Genomic DNA, 18,197 nt, shown 5'->3' with positions numbered 1-18,197 from the left:
GAATTGGCCATGGTAGCAGGATTTAACATGCTCTCATTTGACCTCTTCGGCATTGGCCGCAGAACGCCCATCCAGACCGATCGGGTCGAGACGGAATTCCATACACCCAAATCTCCCAAGCAAGATGACGATTCCGATCAGCACGACCGCGATCAGGAATACGAATTGTTCTTCTGGTCGCTTTATCCCGTGATCTGAATTTCTCATCGTCGGAAAACAAAAACCCGGCTGGAGCGATCCAGCCGGGTTTTTGTTTGTTGGACACTGTTTAGAACAAAGCGACCTTGTCGCACACAACGCAAAGACTTCCGGTAGTGCCTGCTCCGCGCTCATTCCTGTGACAGGCACAGGAATGAGGCAAGGCAACAAACGTTTCATCTACCGGATATGTCTTAGTGGTTGTCGCGCGGCAACCCCTTGGTCTGGGCGATACGCTGGTACTTGACGGCAGGCTCGAGAACCGCACCGGTTTCCATCTGGCTGACGATGCCGCGCTGGATTTCCTGCCAAGGCGTCTGGTGATCCGGGAACTTGTAGCCACCCTCAGCCGACAGCGCAGCGTAACGGCTGGCAAGCTCCTCGCCAGAAATCAGGATATCCGCCTTGCCGCGACCGACATCGATGCGAACGCGGTCGCCGGTCCGCAGAATGGCCAGACCGCCGCCCGCAGCCGCTTCCGGCGAGGCATTGAGGATGGACGGGCTGCCCGATGTACCGGACTGGCGGCCGTCACCGATGCAAGGCAGAGAAGACACACCCTGCTTCAGAAGATAGTCCGGCGCACGCATGTTGACGACTTCAGCCGCACCCGGATAGCCGATCGGGCCTGCGCCGCGCATGAACAGGATCGTATTGGCATCGATGTTCAGCGACGGATCGTCGATGCGGTGATGGTAGTCCTCGGGGCCGTCGAACACCACGGCACGGCCTTCGAAGGCTTCCGGATCGTTCGGGTTGGAGAGGTAGCGGTTGCGGAACTCTTCCGAGATAACACTCGTCTTCATGATGGCGGAGGAGAACAGGTTGCCACGCAGAACGCGGAAACCGGCACGCTCCTTGAGCGGCTGGTCATAAGGACGGATGACCTTCTCGTCCTCGATGATGGCACCACGGCAGTTGTCACCAATGGTCTTGCCGTTGACGGTCATCGCGTCTTCCATGATGAGCCCCTGGGTCATCAGCTGGTTGACAACGGCCGGCACGCCACCGGCGTGATAGTAGTCTTCACCGAGATATTCGCCGGCAGGCTGGAGGTTCACAAGCAACGGAACGTCTTCACCGTAGGTCTGCCAGTCATCGACTGTCAGCTCGACGCCGACGTGGCGCGCAAGGCCGTTGAGGTGGATCGGCGCGTTGGTGGAGCCGCCGATGGCCGAGTTGACGCGGATTGCGTTGATGAAGGCATCCTTGGTCATGATATCGGAAGGCTTGAGGTCTTCCTTGACCATTTCAACGATGCGCAGACCGGTGAGATAGGAAACTTCCTGGCGGTCGCGGTACGGTGCGGGAATAGCGGCCGAGCCGGGCAGCTGCATGCCGAGCGCTTCGGCCAGCGAGTTCATGGTCGTCGCCGTACCCATGGTGTTGCAATAGCCGGTGGACGGTGCGGAGGACGCAACGAGCTTGACGAAGCCCTGATAGTCGATTTCGCCCTTCGCCAGCAGTTCGCGGGCTTTCCAAACGATGGTGCCGGAACCGGTGCGCTCGCCACGGAACCAACCGTTCAGCATCGGGCCGACGGACAGCGCGATGGATGGAATGTTGACGGTGGCCGCCGCCATAAGACAGGCAGGCGTAGTCTTGTCGCAGCCGATGGTCAGAACGACGCCATCGAGCGGATAGCCGTAAAGCACTTCCACGAGGCCAAGATAGGCAAGGTTGCGATCAAGACCCGCGGTCGGACGCTTGCCGGTTTCCTGAATGGGATGAACCGGGAATTCGATCGCGATACCGCCAGCTTCGCGGATACCTTCACGCAGGCGGTTCGCCAGCTCCAGGTGATGACGGTTGCAGGGCGACAGGTCGGAACCGGTCTGCGCAATGCCGATGATCGGACGGTCTGATTGCAGCTCGGCCTGGCTCAGGCCGAAGTTCATGTAGCGCTCCAGATAAAGCGCCGTCATATCCGCGTTGGCGGGATTATCGAACCATGCGCGCGAGCGAAGCTTGCCCTTGGTTGCGGGTAGATTGTCGGATGTAGTCATGATGCAGGTCTCCAGCCTGAAGTGGCCAACGGTAAAATATTACGAAATGCGACAAGCTTATGTTGCGCGCGAGGAAAAGTGGAATCAGCTCGCGGCGACCACGCATAACCGACAGAACGTGTCCAGACGAGGGAAATGGCGCCGTCTTTCGCGTTTAGTCGAATATTTTTCGATGCTTACCACCACGGACACTCCTCCACCCGCTTCCAGATTCGCGAAATGGGCAAGTCTGCCAGCAGCGTTTTCGCCCGCAAGCCGATCTCCACCCATCCATTATTTGTATTACTATTGAAACCATATGCGCACTGTCAAGGACATTCCACACGCGAAATCAGCTGCTGCCCCACAAACAAAGCAAAATAAAATTTAACATCAATGCATTGAATCTTATAATTAATATAGGAGAATCAGAGTGCAGAGGACATCTAAAAAAGTCCTGATCCTCAAAAAGCCCTTTTCAAAGATATTACTATATGCTTATCCTGCCGCCGTCACGCTGACATCATCTCTGGGAGGATAAGATGAGAAAAGCTATCGCGGCAGTCACTGTCGCACTTTCCGCATGCCTTGCATCCGGCGTTTCCGCACAATCGCTCACCGTCGGCTTTTCGCAGATCGGCTCGGAATCGGGATGGCGTGCGGCCGAGACCACCGTCACCAAACAACAGGCCGAGAAGCGCGGCATTACACTGAAGTTTGCCGACGCGCAGCAGAAGCAGGAAAACCAGATCAAGGCCGTCCGCGGCTTCATCGCGCAGGGTGTTGACGCGATCCTGATCGCGCCGGTCGTCGCCACCGGCTGGGATGCCGTCCTGAAGGAGGCCAAGGAAGAAAACATTCCCGTTATCCTGCTTGACCGCCAGATCGAGGCACCCGACGACCTCTACCTCACCGCTGTCACATCCGATCAGGTCCACGAAGGCAAGGTCGCTGGCGACTGGTTGGTGAAAGACGTAGGGTCGAAGGATTGCAAGGTGGTGGAGCTGCAAGGTACGACCGGTTCTTCGCCTGCCATCAACCGCAAGAAAGGCTTTGAGGAGGCAATCGCCGCGCACAAGAACATCAAGATCGCCCGGTCGCAGACCGGCGACTTTACCCGCACCAAGGGTAAGGAAGTGATGGAAAGCTTCATCAAGGCCGAGGGCGGCGGCAAGGACATCTGTGCCGTTTATGCCCACAACGACGACATGGCCGTCGGTGCCATCCAGGCGATCAAGGAAGCTGGCCTGAAGCCGGGAACAGATATCAAGATCGTGTCCATCGATGCCGTACCGGATATCTTCAAGGCGATGGCGGACGGCGAAGCCAACGCGACGGTTGAACTGACGCCCGACATGGCAGGCCCGGCATTTGATGCGCTGGACGCCTACCTGAAGGACAAGAAGGAACCGAAGAAATGGATTCAGACTGAATCCAAGCTCTACACGGCATCCGACGACCCGATGAAGGTCTACGAGGCAAAGAAGGGTCTGGGTTACTAAGTCCCCCTTCCAGAGGACGCGGCATATCATCCGCTCCCGCTCCCGCTCCGCGACAGCTGACCTCTCCTGAATCATCCTCCCCCTTGAGGCGAGGATCCATGATCCAGAGAACACGGTGCCATCCTCGGGTTATCCCCGAGGATGGCACGGAGTTCGGAGGACGGAATGGCGTCAATTCAAGGAACGGCGCCTAGGCGCGCCGCTCCATCATGGCTTTCTTCATGCGGAAACTGCGACATGTCCGAACCGGCCCCACTTATCGATGCACGCGCTATCGGCAAATCCTTTCTCGGGATCACGGCGCTCGACGGCGTTGATTTTTCGGTCCAGCGCGGTGAAATCCACGCCCTTCTGGGAGAAAACGGCGCGGGGAAATCGACCCTCATCAAGATTCTGACGGGCGTCTATCACCGCGACAGCGGTTCGATCTTTCTCGAAGGTCAGGAAATATCGCCCGCCAATGTCGGCGAGGCGCAGGCGCTCGGCATCGGCACCGTCTATCAGGAAGTAAACCTGCTGGAAAATCTGACGGTGGCGGAAAACCTCTTTCTTGGCCGCCAGCCGCGCCGCTTCGGCATGATAGACCGCCGCGAAATGCAGAAGCGGGCGCAAGACCTGCTTGCCCGCTACGGCCTTTCCATCGATGTGAATGCGCTGCTTGCAAGCTACTCCGTCGCCATCCGCCAGATCATCGCGATCGCCCGCGCCGTCGACCTTTCCGGCAAGGTGCTGGTGCTGGACGAGCCGACCGCCAGCCTTGACGCTCATGAGGTCGAAATGCTGTTCGGGGTGCTGAGGACATTGCGACAGCAGGGCATCGGCACGGTCATCATCACCCATTTTCTCAATCAGGTCTATGACATCGCCGATCGCGTGACGGTGTTGCGAAACGGCAGGCTGGTGGGCACGCGCGAAATCGGCAAGCTGCCGCGCGCCGAGCTGATCGCGATGATGCTGGGCCGCGAGCTTCAGCACATCACCCGCGACCATGAGGCGACCGAAGCGACGGTTGTCGAAGGCGAACCACCGATCCGTTTCGAGGGTTACGGCAAGCGCGGGAGCGTCGCTCCCTTCGATCTGGATATCCGTGCGGGCGAGATCGTCGGCGTTGCCGGCCTGCTTGGATCTGGCCGCACGGAAACAGCGTTCCTGCTGTTTGGGGTCGACCGTCCCGACAGCGGCAGGGCGGTGATCGACGGCGCCGCGGTCACACTCAACTCGCCGGAAGCGGCGATTGCAGCAGGCTTCGGTTTCTGTCCCGAAGAACGCAAGACCGATGGCATCATCGGCGACCTGTCCGTAACCGACAATATAGCCCTGGCGCTTCAGGCACGGCAGGGATGGGCGCGGCCACTTTCGCGACGGCAAAAGGCCGAACTTGCAAAAGACTTCATCCAGTCGCTCGACATTCGCCCCGCCGACCCAGAGCGGCCGATCAAATTCCTGTCCGGCGGCAACCAGCAGAAAGCCATTCTGGCGCGCTGGCTCGCCACCCATCCAAGGCTCCTGATCCTCGATGAACCGACACGCGGCATCGATATCGGTGCCCATGCGGAAATCCTGAAAATGATCGAGAAACTCTGTGCGGAAGGCATGTCGCTGGTGGTCATATCATCCGAACTGGAGGAGCTGACTGCGATTGCCCACCGTGTCGTCGTGCTCTCCGACCGGCGCCATGTACGGGAACTGCAGGGCGGCGAGGTGACAGCCGACAATATCATGCGCGCCATTGCCGACGCGGCACGGACGGAGGCGGCCTGATGAACAGCATCAAGAACCGCTTGAAAAGGCTTGCCCCCCAGATTGCCGCACTGGTCGTCATCCTGGCAGCCATCACCGCCATTTCGCCGGGCTTCCTCAATGTCTCGTTCCAGAACGGACGGCTCTACGGCAGCCTGATCGACATTCTGGTGCGCGCAGCACCCGTCGCGCTGCTGACGATCGGCATGACGCTGGTGATCGCGACACGCGGCATCGACCTTTCCATCGGCGCGGTGATCGCAATCTGCGGCGCGGTGGCGGCGACGCTGATCAGCAACGGGCATTCCATTCCCTCCGTCATCGCCATATCGCTCGCGGTCGGCATCGCCTGCGGCATCTGGAACGGCGTGCTGGTCGCCGTCCTCGATATCCAACCGATCATCGCCACGCTCATCCTGATGGTGGCGGGGCGCGGCATCGCACAGCTCATCACCGAAGGCGTGATCCTGACGTTCAACAATGACGGTTTTTCCGCCATCGGCTCCGGTTCCTTTGCCGGCATTCCCCTGCCCGTCATCATCTGGGTGACGGCCGCATTTCTGATCGGGCTGCTGGTACGCAAGACGGCGCTTGGCTTCCTGATCGAGGCAACCGGCATCAACCGGCGCGCAGCCTCCCTTGCGGGGGTACGCGCACGCTTCCTGCTGTTTTTCGCCTATGCCATCTCCGGCCTCTGCGCCGCAATCGCAGGCATGATCGTGACCGCCGACATTCGTGGCGCGGACGCCAACAATGCCGGGTTGTGGCTGGAGCTGGACGCCATTCTGGCGGTGGTGATCGGGGGCACATCGCTGAACGGCGGCCGCTTCTCGATTGTGGCCTCACTGATCGGCGCGCTCATCATCCAGACCATCAACACCGGCATTCTGGTGTCCGGCTTCCCGCCGGAATTCAACCTCATCATCAAGGCAGGCATCATCATCGTCGTCCTGACATTGCAATCGCCAGCCATCGGCACGCTCGCAGGGTTCCTGAAAACTCCGAAACCGAAGCCCTCACAGCAGACGGCATCCCGTGCCGCCAACGGCATTGGCAAGGAAGGAGCCGCGCGATGATCCACAGCCGCAACCTTCCCTTCCTCACCACGCTGACGATCTTCGTCATCGCATATCTTCTGTGCGTGCTGCAGTATCCGGCGATCCTGTCGACCCGCGTGATCGGCAATCTTCTGACGGACAACGCCTTTCTGGGCATAGCGGCAGTGGGCATGACGTTCGTCATCCTGTCGGGCGGCATCGATCTGTCCATCGGCTCGGTTATCGCCTTCACCAGCGTCTTTGTGGCGGTGATGGTCGGCACCTACAATGTGCACCCGCTCGCAGCCTTCGCCATCGTGCTGGTGGTTTCGACGCTGTTCGGCTGCCTCATGGGCGCGATGATTCGTTTCCTGTCGATCCCGCCCTTCGTCGTGACGTTGGCAGGCATGTTTCTGGCGCGCGGCGCGGCCTATCTGATTTCCACGCAATCCGTGCCGATCTCCCACCCTTTCATCGATGCGATCCAGGGTTTCTATTACCGCTTTCCCGGCGGCGGGCGTCTGACGGCACTTGCCATGCTGATGCTGCTGGTCTTCGCGGCGGGCATGCTGATCGCCAGCCGCACCCGCTTCGGCGCGAACGTCTATGCACTCGGCGGCAATCCGCAATCTGCGGAACTGATGGGCGTTCCGATCGGTCCGACGACAATCGGCATCTATGCGCTGTCCGGCTTTCTTTCCGGCCTGTCAGGCATCGTCTACACACTCTACACCTCCTCCGGTTATTCACTGGCGACGGTCGGCGTGGAACTCGACGCCATCGCGGCCGTCGTCATCGGCGGAACGCTGCTGACCGGGGGCACCGGGCTGGTGGCGGGCACCTTTGTCGGGTTGCTCATTCAGGGGCTTATCCAGACCTACATCGTTTTTGACGGCACGTTGTCTTCCTGGTGGACGAAAATCGTCATCGGAATCCTGCTTTTCGTGTTCATCGTGTTGCAGCGCGCAATCATCTGGTATTCAAACAGGAGACTGGCCGGGCCACATCCGGCCTGAGACGCAACGGAGACGTGATTTGGGGCTGCTGGAAACGACGATAAGCGGACGAAAGCGCCGTAACAGCCACGCGCATGTGGTGGCCGAACTCGGCAGCGCGATCGTTTCAGGCAAGATTGCGGAAGGCTCCCTGTTGCCCAACGACGCCGAACTGTCGATGCGTTTCGGCGTCTCGCGGACCGTGCTGCGCGAAACCATGAAAACCCTGGCCGCCAAACGGCTGGTGGAACCCAAGGCAAAAGTCGGAACCCGCGTGCTTGACCGTTCGAGCTGGAACTTCTTCGATCCCGACGTTCTCGGCTGGCGCTGCGATGCCGGCATCGATCAGGAATTCATCAATCATCTGGCAGAAATCCGCCTCGCACTGGAACCTGCAGCGGCAGCGGCCGCCGCGTTACAGGCCACCAACGACGACATCCTGTCCCTTTATGTGATCGCCGCGAAATTCGATAATACGCAGCATACGCCGGAAAGCATTGCGAAAGTCGATCTGGAGTTCCATCTTGCCGTCGCCCACATGTCCGGCAATCCGTTCATGCGCTCCGCAAGCGGCCTGATTGAGGCGGCTCTGGCCATTTCGTTCACGCTTTCCTCGCCCGCATCCTCGCCGGAAACCATAGCGGAAATCGCTTCCAATCATCTGCGCATCGTGCATGCGATCGCCGCACGCGATCCTGACGCCGCCGTCAAGGCGATGCGGCATGTGATCGAGGTCGGCAAGGATCGCACCCAAAAAGCCATCGACATGGCATGAAACGCAAAGGCCCGCACGAATGCGGGCCTTTTGTTTGGAGAGAGCGCTATACGCCCGATGCCTCGGCCTGCGGCACCACACCGCGACGGGACGCCATGAGCGAAGCACCAAGCAAGGTTGCGACACTGACGAAAACAAAAACCATCGTCGCACCATGCAGATCGATCAGCAGACCACCGAGGACGGCACCGCTTGAAATCGCGATCTGGAACGTCGTGAGCATCAGCGCACCGGCACTTTCCGCTTCATCCGATGCAACACGGGTTACGTAGCTCTGGATGCTGACCGGCAGTGCACCGAAGGCAAATCCCCAGAAAGCAATCGCGACACTGGAAACGACCGGCGATGCACCGGCAAGCACCAGAACGGAGGCAGCCGCAGCAATCATCGTTGCTGCGATCGTCACCGCCCAAGCGGTGTTACGCTCGGCAAGAAAACCGCCGAAGATCGTGCCGAAGAAACCACCGATACCATATGCCAGCAGTACGAATGAAATCGCCTCGACGCCGAACTGCGGCACATCCTCCAGAAACGGGCGGACATAGGTGAACCCGGCGAACTGACCAGAGACAACCAGCAGCGTCGTCAGGAGACCGATGCGAAGCTGCGGCCGCTGCAACAGGCGGAACATGGTGGCGAGGCCCGGCGCACCTGCAGGCGGCAGCGCCGGAACCGTCAACAATTGTGCGACGAGCGCCATGACGCCAAGTACGGCGGCCACGACGAAGGCAGCGCGCCAGCCTAGGGTTGCGCCGATCCATGCGCCGACGGGTGCCGCGCAAACAGTAGCGACTGAAACGCCGGTGAAAATGATCGACATTGCTCGCGGCAGCTTGTCGAGAGGCACCAGCCGCAATGCCAGTGCCCCCGCCATAGCCCAGAAGCCGCCAAGGCCGATGCCAAGCAGGAACCGCGACGTCAAAAGCATGACAAGCCCGTTTGCGACGGCAGCAAGAATGCTGGAAATGACCAGAAGCATCGTCAGGCCGAGCAGCGTCCAGCGCCGATCAATGTTGCGCGTGCCGATAACCACAGCGGGACCGGCAACGGCCGCGACCAGCGCCGTGACCGTGATGGACTGCCCGGCGACACCGGAACTGATGCCAAGATCGAGGGAAACGGGCGTCAGAAGGCTGACGGGCAGGAATTCCGCCGTGACCAATCCGAAAACCCCCAGGGAAAGCGAAAAGACGGCCGCCCATTTTGCATCCGGCTCGCGGGGCCGCGGCACATATTCAAGTTCGTTGATCGTCCGGTCGTTCATGAAATCTCCTGACACGCGCCGCGAAACATCGCGGGCGTCCTTTGTGGAAGCGCGTTGAAACAGTGAAAAGGGAACGGCGGGATCATCGGGAGGTCATTTCCGCCGAACCAGGGAATGACCGTAAGCTACGCGTGACACACCGGCGTTTCCATGCTAGAAAATCCATATTCCTTGACATAAACTCCAAAATTGAGGTCGCCATGAACGATGCCCTGACGGAAATGTTACGCGGCCTTCGCCTTGATGGGGTTGAATATGGCCGCTGCCGCATGGCGTCTCCGTGGGCGACAGCCTTTCCCGAGCAGGAAGCTGCCCGTTTTCATTTCATCGGCGTCGGACAGGCGAAACTGCAGAAACCATCCGGCGACTGGCTGGATCTGAAATGCGGCGATGCCGTTCTTTTGCCGCGTGGCCACGCGCATGTGCTTTGCAGCGGCGAAGACGTGACGCCAACACCCTTCGACCGGTTCGGCAAAAAAGAAGTCTGCCAAGGCTTTTTCGACATTCAGTGCGCCAGCGCGGACAACGACACGGTGGCCTTTACCGCCTCCATGCGTTTCAACATGGATCATCTGCACCCGCTTTTACAGATGATGCCGGATGTGATGCTGACCAGCGATCTGGCGAAAAGCGACCCAGCCATTCCGCATCTGCTGGAGGCAATGACACGCGAGGTCGAACTGAACCGCGTCGGCGCCGGCGGCATTCTGGCGCGGCTGGCCGATGTGCTGACGGCGACGCTCATCCGCACGTGGGTGGAACATGGCTGCGGCGATTCCAGCGGCTGGCTCGCTGCCGTGCGAAACCCCGAACTCGGACGCGTTCTGGCGGCCATTCACCTCAACCCGGAAAAGGACTGGAGCGTGGAGGAACTGGCCGGACTGATGGGCGCATCGCGCTCCAGTTTCGCCGAACGCTTTACCCGCATCGTCGGGGAAAGCCCCGCCCGTTATGTGGTGCGCGTGCGCATGCATCAGGCGCGGCTGTGGCTGCGCGAGGGCATGCGAGTGACGCTTGCAGCGGAAAAGCTCGGTTACGATTCCGAAGCATCGTTCAGCCGCGCCTTCAAGCGTGTTATCGGCGCACCGCCAAGCCAGTTTCGCCGGAAGGATTCCGCCGGGCTGGAAGACGCGGCGTAGAAACATTCCTCCATTCCCGTGCTTGTCACTGGAATTGGTTTAGGAAGATAAAGCTGGCAAACCACCTCAATGAAAATTGCGGGAAATGACCTTGATCCGCTCCACGGCGTCGTCGTCGTGACCGGGCGCTAACGGGCGCTTGCCGCTGCGGCGCGTGTCCTCCGGCGGAATGCCGTGATGGAATTCGTCGCCGCGTCCATGTGGTAGCGGGAAAGCCTTATCCCTTTCACCCACACTTGCCAGCGCCTCGGACAGATCGGTCAGCCGGTGCGCCACAAGATGCACGACATCCCCTTCCCGCTGGATCTTGCCATAGATGCCGACCATGCCTGCGGACAGGACGATGCGCCGGTATTTCTCGAAGGTCTTGACCCACAGCACGGCATTGGCGATGCCGGTTTCATCTTCCAGCGTCATGAAGATGACGCCCTTGGCGGAACCGGGACGCTGGCGCACCAGCACCAGACCTGCCGTTTCCAGCCATGTGCCATCGCGCACACGGATCGCCTCGGCGCAGGTGACGATGCGGCGGCGGGCAAGATCAGCCCGCAGGAAGGACATGGGGTGCTCACGCAGCGTCAGCCCGACATGGCCGTAATCCTGCACCACCTCACCACCATCCGTCATGGGACGCAAAACGACGGATGGCTCGGCAAGTTCGGCAATGACGGCATTTTCCCGGCTGGCGGCAGCGGCGAAAAGCGGCAGAGGCTCATCTCTCAGCGCCTTGATGGCCCAGAGCGCCTGACGCCTTGAAAGACCGAGCGAGGGCAGGAAGGTATCGGCCTCCGCCAGACAGACCAGCGCCGACGACGGCACCCCCGCCCGCCGCCAGAGATCGTCCACCGAGGCGAAAGCCCGGTCCTCACGGCAGGCGATGATATCGGCGGCATGTTTATTCGAAAGTCCTTTCACCAGCCGCATGCCGAGGCGGACGGCATAGCGCTGATCGCCCGTGGCATCCTTCTCTCTGGTCGGTTCCAGCGTGCAATCGAAACGGCTGCTGTTGACGCAGACCGGCCGCACCTCGACGCCATGGTTCTGCGCATCGCGCACGATCTGGGCCGGGGCGTAAAAACCCATGGGTTGCGAATTCAGAAGCGCCGTGCAGAAAATATCCGGGTAATGGCATTTGAGCCATGCGGAAGCATAGGCGATCAGCGCGAAGGAGGCCGCATGGCTTTCGGGAAAACCGTAGCTGCCGAAGCCTTCGAGCTGCTTGAAGATGCGCTCGGCGAACTCTTTTTCATAGTCATTTTCCACCATGCCCTTCACCAACTTATCTCTTAAGTTGGAGATCGTTCCCACATTCTTGAAAGTGGCCATAGCGCGACGCAATTGATCCGCCTCATCGGCGGAAAAACCAGCACAATCCATAGCAACACGCATGGCCTGCTCCTGAAACAGCGGCACGCCCAACGTCTTTCCCAAAACGTTTTCAAGCTCTTTCTTGGGAAAATAGACAGGCTCCTTTCCTTGCCGTCGACGCAGATAGGGATGCACCATATCCCCTTGAATGGGGCCGGGGCGAACGATGGCGACCTGAATGACGAGATCGTAGAAGACCTCTGGTTTCAGCCGTGGCAACATCGACATCTGCGCCCGGCTTTCGATTTGAAACGTTCCCAGAGTATCGGCTCTCTGGATCATTTCGAAAGTGGCGGGATCGTCAGGGGGCATAGCGGCAAGATCGTATTTTACCCCCGTCCGTGCCTCCAGCATATCAAAGCCGCGCTTCATGCAGGAGAGCATGCCGAGCGCCAGACAATCCATCTTCATGAACTTGACGATATCGATATCGTCCTTGTCCCATTCGATGATCTGCCTATCCTTCATGGCAGCTGGTTCTATCGGCACCAGTTCGTCCAGCCGGTCATGGGTGAGAACGAAGCCGCCGGGATGCTGGCTGTGGTGACGCGGCGTGCCAACGAGCTGGTTGGCGAGTTCGAAGGCGAGTTTGAGGCGGCGATCCTTCATATTGAGGTTCAGTTCCTGCACCTGCTTTTCGCCAACGCCCTCGCTCCAGCGCCAGACCTGCGATGACAGAAGTTTGGTCAAGTCTTCCGGCAAGCCTAAAACCTTGCCGACATCGCGCAGTGCGCCGCGGCCACGGTAACGGGTGACAACTGAACAAAGCGCGGCTTTATCATGTCCATACGTTTTGTAGACCCATTGAATGACGTCCTCACGCCGCTGATGTTCGAAATCAACATCAATATCAGGCGGTTCGCCACGATTTTCGGAAACGAAACGTTCGAAAACAAGGTTGCTGAAAAGAGCAGGATCAATGGCGGTAATGCCGAGCACAAAACAGATAACCGAATTAGCAGCAGAACCGCGTCCTTGACACAATATGTCTTTCGAACGCGCATAACGAACGATGGCGTTCACCGTTAGGAAATAAGGCGCGTATTGCAATCGCGCGACAACATCCAACTCATGATGCAGTGCCTTTTCCACTTTTCCCGGCAAGCCATTGGGATACCGGGTCGGCACCGCCTCCCATACCATTTTTTCCAGCGCTTCCTGCGCCGTCAGCCCTGGCATCGTGCGCTCCTCGGGATATTGATAAGCCAGTTCCTTAAGGGAAAAAGTGCAACGCTGGGCGATTTCCAGACTGCGGGCCAGCGCTTCGGGATAACGGGAAAACAGCCGGTGCATTTCCTGTGGCGGTTTCATGTAGCGATCCGCGTGCCGTTCGCGCCGGAAACCAGCCTCGTCTATGGTGCAGTTGTGGCGGATGCAGGTGACCACATCCTGCAACATGCGCCGCTCCGGTACATGAAACAGCACGTCATTCGTCACCACGGTCGACACGCCTGCCGCAAGCGCCATGTCCGAAAGCTCGTAGAGCCGCATCTGGTCGTTCGGGCGGCGGCGCAGGCTGAGCGCCATATAGGCGCGGTCGCCGAACGCAGCCTTCAGACGGCGCAAACGAATGGCGCAGAGATCGTCCGCAAGATCAGCCAGAAGCACGACGATCTGCCCCTCGCCCCATTCCACGAGATCGTCCCACCTCAGCAAACATTTGCCTTTGCCCGCCCGCTTCTTGCCAACCGACAGCAACCGGCAAAGCCGGCCGTAAGCGGGGCGATCCATGGGATAGACCAGCACCGAGAGATCGTCTTCGAGATCGAGCCGGCAGCCGACGACAAGCCGGATGCCATTGTTTTTCGCCGCCTCGTAAGCGCGGGGAATGGCCGCAAGGCTGTTGTGATCAACGATACCAAGCGCCTCGATGCCGAGATTTTTAGCCTGCTCGAACAGTTCGTCGCAGGAACTTGCGCCACGCAGGAAGGAAAAATGCGTCGTGACCTGAAGTTCGGCGTAACGGGGCGCGCTCATGCGAACAATCCATGCATGAACCAGCCCTGCGAGCCGGTATCGGCATGTTCCCCATCACCGGATCGGAAAATCCAGAAACGACCGCCGTTCTCGTCCTCCACCATGAAATAATCGCGCACGGCGGATTTTTCCCGGTCGCGCTTCCACCATTCGCCAAACACCCGCTCCGGCCCGTCGGCGCATTTCACCTGATGGCGCATGCCGCGCCAGATGAAATGACGCGGCGGATGATCCGGCAAAAGCGCCAGCGTCTCGATGGGCTCCGGATGCGCGAAAAGCCGCACCGGACGCGGCCAGTGTCCGGGCCAGCCGAGTGTGTCTTCCGGGCCGAAAGCAGGCAGACGTGTAACCGAACGCTCCGGCACATCGCTGGCGACAGCGGCATAACGATAGACGCGGTGGCCACGATTGATGATGACATCGACCGTATCGGCAATATCCGCATGGCTTTCCGCAAGCAGCGATGAACGCACCTGGCCGGCTACGAGCGGTTCGGCATGGGTTGCCGTCAACACCATCATCTCGATGCCGAAACCCGGATCGACGGTATCGATACGGTCGGTCAGAAGCCGTGCGATCTGCTTTGCATCGCGAACGGGTTTCGATGTTCCTGCCCGGATCGCCTGCAACGTGCCATCGACCCGGCTCATCACCAGATCGACACGCCGGGCGCCGAGACCGCGCTTTTCCAGCTCGGTACACAGCCCTGTCACCAGCTTTTGGGTATAACGGGCAATCGTTTCGGCGGCGGCAATGGGTTCGGCAAAGGCGCGGCGCACCTCCACCAGTTCGGCGATGCGAACCGGCCTGATCGGCTCCGACACTTGCCCGAGCGCCTGATCGAGACGCCGCGCCACGTCAGGGCCGAAGCGCAGGACGAGTGGCGCACGCGGGGCTGCGGCAAGCTCGCCGATGGAGCGAAACCCCAGCACCTTGAGGCCGCTCACGGTGTCATTCTCCAGCCTAAGCGCAGCCAGCGGCAGAGCGTCGATGGCTTCGCGCTCCCTGCCCTTCGGCACAATGGAAAGCTCACGCCTGCCAAACCGGGCAAGCGCATAGGCGACACCCCAGCTTTCAGCAATGGCGGCGCGTGCGGCAAAACCGGCAGCATGCAGACGGTTGACCATACCGGTCAGCATCAGCGTTTCATTGCCGTGCAGATGATCAGCACCCGTCGTATCCAGCACCAGCCCGTCCGGTGGATCGGGAGCGACGATGGGTGCGTAGATTCGCAGGAAATGAAAGGCGAGTTCCTGCAGCGCACGCGCATCCGCCTCTGCATCCAGATTTTCCACGATCAGCCCTGGCACCAGCGCCTGCGCCTTGCTGACCGGAGTGCCGGGCCGGATACCGGCAGCCTTTGCCGCCTTGTCCAATGCCAGAACGAGACGGCGGCTGCCCTGTCTGCCGATCATCACCAACGGTTTATCGGCAGGCGGCGCATCAGGCCCGAGCCGCCGCCGGTAGCGATCCGTCGGCCATGTCGGTAGATAGAGCGAGACGACCCTTTGCATCACAGGCTTCCACTTCAAATGCGGCACCTTCGCCGCCACGACAACGCAAAAGCTCCAGAAACCAGCGCGGCCTGCCTACCCCCGGCACCGGCAAAGGGGCGGATGGCCGGACAGAAACCCGCCAGCGGGTGACGGCCGCCGTCGGTTCTCCGAACATCGCCGCCTCCACCTGACGCCTGAATCGGCGGATGGCGATGCCGGTCACGCCGGAGGTCTCCGCCGCCAGTTGCAGTCGCCGCGAGGCATTCATCGGCAGCTTTGCCATTTCACCCAGCACCGCGCCAAAACCATTGCAGCGCAAGCCTTCCTCGAAGCAGTCGAGAACGCCCTTTTCATCGCGACATTCGACCATGACGAGCCGGTTCTGGGACAGGCCCGCCTGAGCCAACGCGGGCATGAACAGATCCCGCCGCGTGACGCACCACAGCACCTTGCCGGGAAGCCGCGCTGCGATACCCGCCGCAAACAGAGCCGCCGACGCGCCATCGAGAGCGCCGTTTCCGCCGCCGCTCACCTCATGCAGACAACCGAGCCCCAACCCGCCACCGGGCAGACGGGCATCAATTTCCGCCACGCCGAACGGCAGGCTTTCGTGACGGCGCACCGAAGCACCGGCAAGATTCTCCAGCCGTTCACGCAGCTCTTCGACAACGAGCAACTGTTCCGCGCGCTTATGCATGGCATGACAGGTTTCAATTCCAGATCTTTCATTTTATGTTCCTGTTTTGTTCCTAATTCAAACAAGAGTCAAGCAATCACCTCCCTCATCGCAGTTTGCACACAAAGAAAGGACAGCTGCCCTTGCGGCCAGCCGATCGATCGTTAAAACAGACGTGTCACGCCGGGCAAGGATATAGCCTGACAGACAAGGTTTTTGGAGGAAAAGCCGCCGATGCACGCGCATATGCTTGCCAATATCCTGATTGCGATCGTCATCGCCATCCATCTCTACATCGTCGTGCTGGAAATGCTGCTGTGGGAAAAACCGGCGGGCCGCAAGGCTTTCGGCCTTTCCGCAGACTTTGCCAGACAGACAAGGGTGCTGGCCGCCAATCAGGGTCTTTATAACGGCTTTCTGACCGCGGGCCTGCTGTACGGGCTTTACCTCGGCGACGAGGGCATAAGCTTCAGGGTCTTCTTCCTCGTCTGCGTCACGATTGCGGGCATTTTCGGAGCCGTAACTGCCAGCACGAAAATCCTGTTCGTTCAGGCGCTGCCCGCCATTCTGGCGCTCGGCGCGATTGCATTCAGCTGGATTGGACTATGAACCTCATGACGACATGGAACGACGACAAGGCAAAAGACGCCCTCACCCGCATTTTCATGGCTGCCGTCTCAAGCGCCGACCCAGCAAAGGTTCTTGAACGCCACCTGCCTTCGGCACCGAAAGGCCGATGCGTTGTCGTGGGTGCAGGCAAGGCATCCGCAGCCATGGCCGCAGCACTCGATACGGCCTGGTCCGATGTTGAACTTTCCGGCGTCGTCGTGACCCGTTACGGCCATGCGGTACCGGCAAGGCGCATCGAGATCATCGAAGCATCGCATCCGGTGCCGGATGTCATGAGCGAAGAAGCGGCGACACGTATTCTTGCAGCCGTTCAAAACCTCGGACCGGACGATATGGTGATCGCGCTGATTTCCGGCGGCGGCTCTGCGTTGATGGTGGCGCCTGCGGACGGCATGACGCTCGCCGACAAGATGGCCGTCAATCGTGCTTTGCTTGCCAGCGGCGCGCCGATTTCCGAAATGAACGCCGTGCGCAAGCATCTCTCCCGGATCAAAGGCGGACGACTGGCCTTGGCCGCCAAACCAGCGAAAGTGGTTTCCCTGCTGATTTCCGACGTGCCCGGCGACGATCCGTCCGAAATCGCCTCGGGTCCCACGGTTGCTGATCCGACCGATATCGGAACCGTACGGGAAATCGTTGCCCGTTACGGGCTGGAACTGCCGGAAAGCGTGCGAAGGGTTCTCGAAAAAGGCGAGGAAACCCCGAAAGCCGGTGAAATCGAAGAGGATATCCGCCTCATCGCCGCGCCGTCCCTTGCCCTTGAGGCTGCAGCGGAAGAAGCCCGCAGGCTCGGCCTGCATCCGCTGATCCTCGGAGATTCCCTTGAAGGGGAATCGAAAGACGTCGGCGCGGTGATGGCAGGTATCGCCGTTTCCGCCAGCAGGAAAGGCCTGCCGATCAAAGGCCCGGCGGTCCTGCTCTCAGGCGGCGAAACGACCGTCACGATCGGCAAAGGACCGGCTGGAAAAGGCGGGCGCAATACCGAATTCCTGCTGAGCCTCGCTCTGACGCTGAAGGGTGCGCCGGGCATCTGGGCGATTGCCGGAGACACCGACGGCATCGATGGCGTTGAGGATGCGGCCGGCGCGCTGGTGGCGCCGGATAGCCTTGCCCGCATGCAAGAGGCAGGCATCGATCCACGCCAGTCACTGGTGAGCCATGACAGCTATACGGCTTTCAAGGCAATCGATGATCTCGTCGTGACAGGGCCGACGCTGACCAATGTGAATGATATCCGGGCGATTTTGATCGGGTGAGGACGACGTGATACCGTTCTCAACGTCATCCTTGCCCTTGAGGCGAGGATCCAGAATGCGCGATGTCGATCGATCCTCGGATCAAGCCCGAGGATGACGCCGAAAGTTTGACGAATTCCTCACCCGCCGCTTCGTTCGGTGTTCCTCCCCAAGGGGAGA

Annotated in this window: 14 protein-coding genes; 9 read left to right on the top strand and 5 right to left on the bottom strand. The window is 60.0% G+C overall.

From position 1 onward, the window contains the following. Window positions 1-9: 9 nt before the first annotated feature. Window positions 10-198 carry a hypothetical protein gene (locus N7578_RS09050; RefSeq protein WP_311109939.1) on the top strand — a complete coding sequence of 63 codons (189 nt, stop codon included), beginning with the start codon at window positions 10-12 and terminating at the stop codon, window positions 196-198. A 194-nt stretch (window positions 199-392) separates the two neighbouring features. Here the strand turns inward: N7578_RS09050 and N7578_RS09045 are convergent, their stop codons facing one another. Further along, window positions 393-2,204 carry an IlvD/Edd family dehydratase gene (locus tag N7578_RS09045; RefSeq protein WP_311109938.1) on the bottom strand — a complete coding sequence of 604 codons (1,812 nt, stop codon included), beginning with the start codon at window positions 2,202-2,204 and terminating at the stop codon, window positions 393-395. 521 nt (window positions 2,205-2,725) lie between these two features. On the opposite strand from N7578_RS09045, the gene ytfQ reads away from it, so the two are divergent. The 5 genes from ytfQ to N7578_RS09020 all read left to right on the top strand — a co-directional run bounded on the left by ytfQ (window position 2,726) and on the right by N7578_RS09020 (window position 8,232). Next, the gene (gene ytfQ, locus N7578_RS09040) at window positions 2,726-3,685 is read left to right on the top strand and encodes a galactofuranose ABC transporter, galactofuranose-binding protein YtfQ (protein ID WP_311109937.1); all 960 of its coding nucleotides are present in this window, start codon (window positions 2,726-2,728) and stop codon (window positions 3,683-3,685) included. Window positions 3,686-3,922: 237 nt separating this feature from the next. Beyond that, window positions 3,923-5,446, top strand: coding sequence for a sugar ABC transporter ATP-binding protein (locus N7578_RS09035; protein WP_311109936.1), 1,524 nt, complete (start codon window positions 3,923-3,925; stop codon window positions 5,444-5,446). Then, entirely contained in the window at window positions 5,446-6,501 is a 1,056-nt protein-coding gene (locus N7578_RS09030) for an ABC transporter permease (protein WP_311109935.1), read from the top strand. The genes N7578_RS09035 and N7578_RS09030 overlap by 1 nt, the downstream gene beginning before the upstream one ends. Beyond that, a complete protein-coding gene (gene yjfF, locus N7578_RS09025) occupies window positions 6,498-7,478 on the top strand; it encodes a galactofuranose ABC transporter, permease protein YjfF (RefSeq protein WP_311109934.1) in 981 nt (326 codons plus the stop codon). Before N7578_RS09030 ends, yjfF begins: the two co-directional genes overlap by 4 nt. Window positions 7,479-7,497: 19 nt before the next feature. Beyond that, window positions 7,498-8,232, top strand: coding sequence for a FadR/GntR family transcriptional regulator (locus tag N7578_RS09020; RefSeq protein ID WP_311109933.1), 735 nt, complete (start codon window positions 7,498-7,500; stop codon window positions 8,230-8,232). 46 nt (window positions 8,233-8,278) lie between these two features. Here N7578_RS09020 and N7578_RS09015 read toward each other — a convergent pair whose 3' ends face one another. After that, entirely contained in the window at window positions 8,279-9,496 is a 1,218-nt protein-coding gene (locus N7578_RS09015; protein WP_311109932.1) for an MFS transporter, read from the bottom strand. A gap of 200 nt (window positions 9,497-9,696) precedes the next feature. Between N7578_RS09015 and N7578_RS09010 the strand changes: the two genes are divergently transcribed. Next, window positions 9,697-10,635, top strand: a complete 939-nt coding sequence (locus N7578_RS09010; protein ID WP_311109931.1) for an AraC family transcriptional regulator — start codon at window positions 9,697-9,699, stop codon at window positions 10,633-10,635. Between the two features lie 66 nt (window positions 10,636-10,701). On the opposite strand, the gene N7578_RS09005 is transcribed toward N7578_RS09010, so the two are convergent. The 3 genes from N7578_RS09005 to N7578_RS08995 are packed head-to-tail and all read right to left on the bottom strand — an operon-like array spanning window position 10,702 to window position 16,173. Continuing rightward, window positions 10,702-13,980 (bottom strand): error-prone DNA polymerase, encoded by a 3,279-nt coding sequence (locus N7578_RS09005; RefSeq protein WP_311109930.1) that lies wholly within the window; start codon window positions 13,978-13,980, stop codon window positions 10,702-10,704. After that, window positions 13,977-15,494, bottom strand: a complete 1,518-nt coding sequence (locus N7578_RS09000; protein ID WP_311109929.1) for a DNA polymerase Y family protein — start codon at window positions 15,492-15,494, stop codon at window positions 13,977-13,979. The genes N7578_RS09005 and N7578_RS09000 overlap by 4 nt, the downstream gene beginning before the upstream one ends. Beyond that, window positions 15,424-16,173 (bottom strand): ImuA family protein, encoded by a 750-nt coding sequence (locus tag N7578_RS08995; protein ID WP_311109928.1) that lies wholly within the window; start codon window positions 16,171-16,173, stop codon window positions 15,424-15,426. Before N7578_RS08995 ends, N7578_RS09000 begins: the two co-directional genes overlap by 71 nt. 225 nt (window positions 16,174-16,398) lie before the next feature. On the opposite strand from N7578_RS08995, the gene N7578_RS08990 reads away from it, so the two are divergent. Continuing rightward, entirely contained in the window at window positions 16,399-16,761 is a 363-nt protein-coding gene (locus N7578_RS08990; protein ID WP_311110097.1) for a DUF1304 domain-containing protein, read from the top strand. Between the two features lie 5 nt (window positions 16,762-16,766). Beyond that, window positions 16,767-18,038 (top strand): glycerate kinase, encoded by a 1,272-nt coding sequence (locus N7578_RS08985; RefSeq protein ID WP_311110096.1) that lies wholly within the window; start codon window positions 16,767-16,769, stop codon window positions 18,036-18,038. Window positions 18,039-18,197 lie beyond the last annotated feature (159 nt).

The sequence above is a fragment of the Agrobacterium tumefaciens genome (assembly GCF_031801495.1).
In the GTDB taxonomy this organism is placed as follows: domain Bacteria; phylum Pseudomonadota; class Alphaproteobacteria; order Rhizobiales; family Rhizobiaceae; genus Agrobacterium; species Agrobacterium tumefaciens_K.
This window is presented reverse-complemented; position numbering and strand designations above follow the sequence as displayed.

Coding starts and splice junctions, on each gene's coding strand:
- N7578_RS09030 (WP_311109935.1), top strand. CDS start 5,446: ATGAACAGCATCAAGAACCGCTTGAAAAGGCTTGCCCCCCAGATTGCC.
- N7578_RS09035 (WP_311109936.1), top strand. CDS start 3,923: ATGTCCGAACCGGCCCCACTTATCGATGCACGCGCTATCGGCAAATCC.
- N7578_RS08995 (WP_311109928.1), bottom strand. CDS start 16,173: ATGCATAAGCGCGCGGAACAGTTGCTCGTTGTCGAAGAGCTGCGTGAA.
- N7578_RS08985 (WP_311110096.1), top strand. CDS start 16,767: ATGACGACATGGAACGACGACAAGGCAAAAGACGCCCTCACCCGCATT.
- N7578_RS09005 (WP_311109930.1), bottom strand. CDS start 13,980: ATGAGCGCGCCCCGTTACGCCGAACTTCAGGTCACGACGCATTTTTCC.
- yjfF (WP_311109934.1), top strand. CDS start 6,498: ATGATCCACAGCCGCAACCTTCCCTTCCTCACCACGCTGACGATCTTC.
- N7578_RS09050 (WP_311109939.1), top strand. CDS start 10: ATGGTAGCAGGATTTAACATGCTCTCATTTGACCTCTTCGGCATTGGC.
- N7578_RS09010 (WP_311109931.1), top strand. CDS start 9,697: ATGAACGATGCCCTGACGGAAATGTTACGCGGCCTTCGCCTTGATGGG.
- ytfQ (WP_311109937.1), top strand. CDS start 2,726: ATGAGAAAAGCTATCGCGGCAGTCACTGTCGCACTTTCCGCATGCCTT.
- N7578_RS09015 (WP_311109932.1), bottom strand. CDS start 9,496: ATGAACGACCGGACGATCAACGAACTTGAATATGTGCCGCGGCCCCGC.
- N7578_RS09045 (WP_311109938.1), bottom strand. CDS start 2,204: ATGACTACATCCGACAATCTACCCGCAACCAAGGGCAAGCTTCGCTCG.
- N7578_RS09000 (WP_311109929.1), bottom strand. CDS start 15,494: ATGCAAAGGGTCGTCTCGCTCTATCTACCGACATGGCCGACGGATCGC.
- N7578_RS08990 (WP_311110097.1), top strand. CDS start 16,399: ATGCTTGCCAATATCCTGATTGCGATCGTCATCGCCATCCATCTCTAC.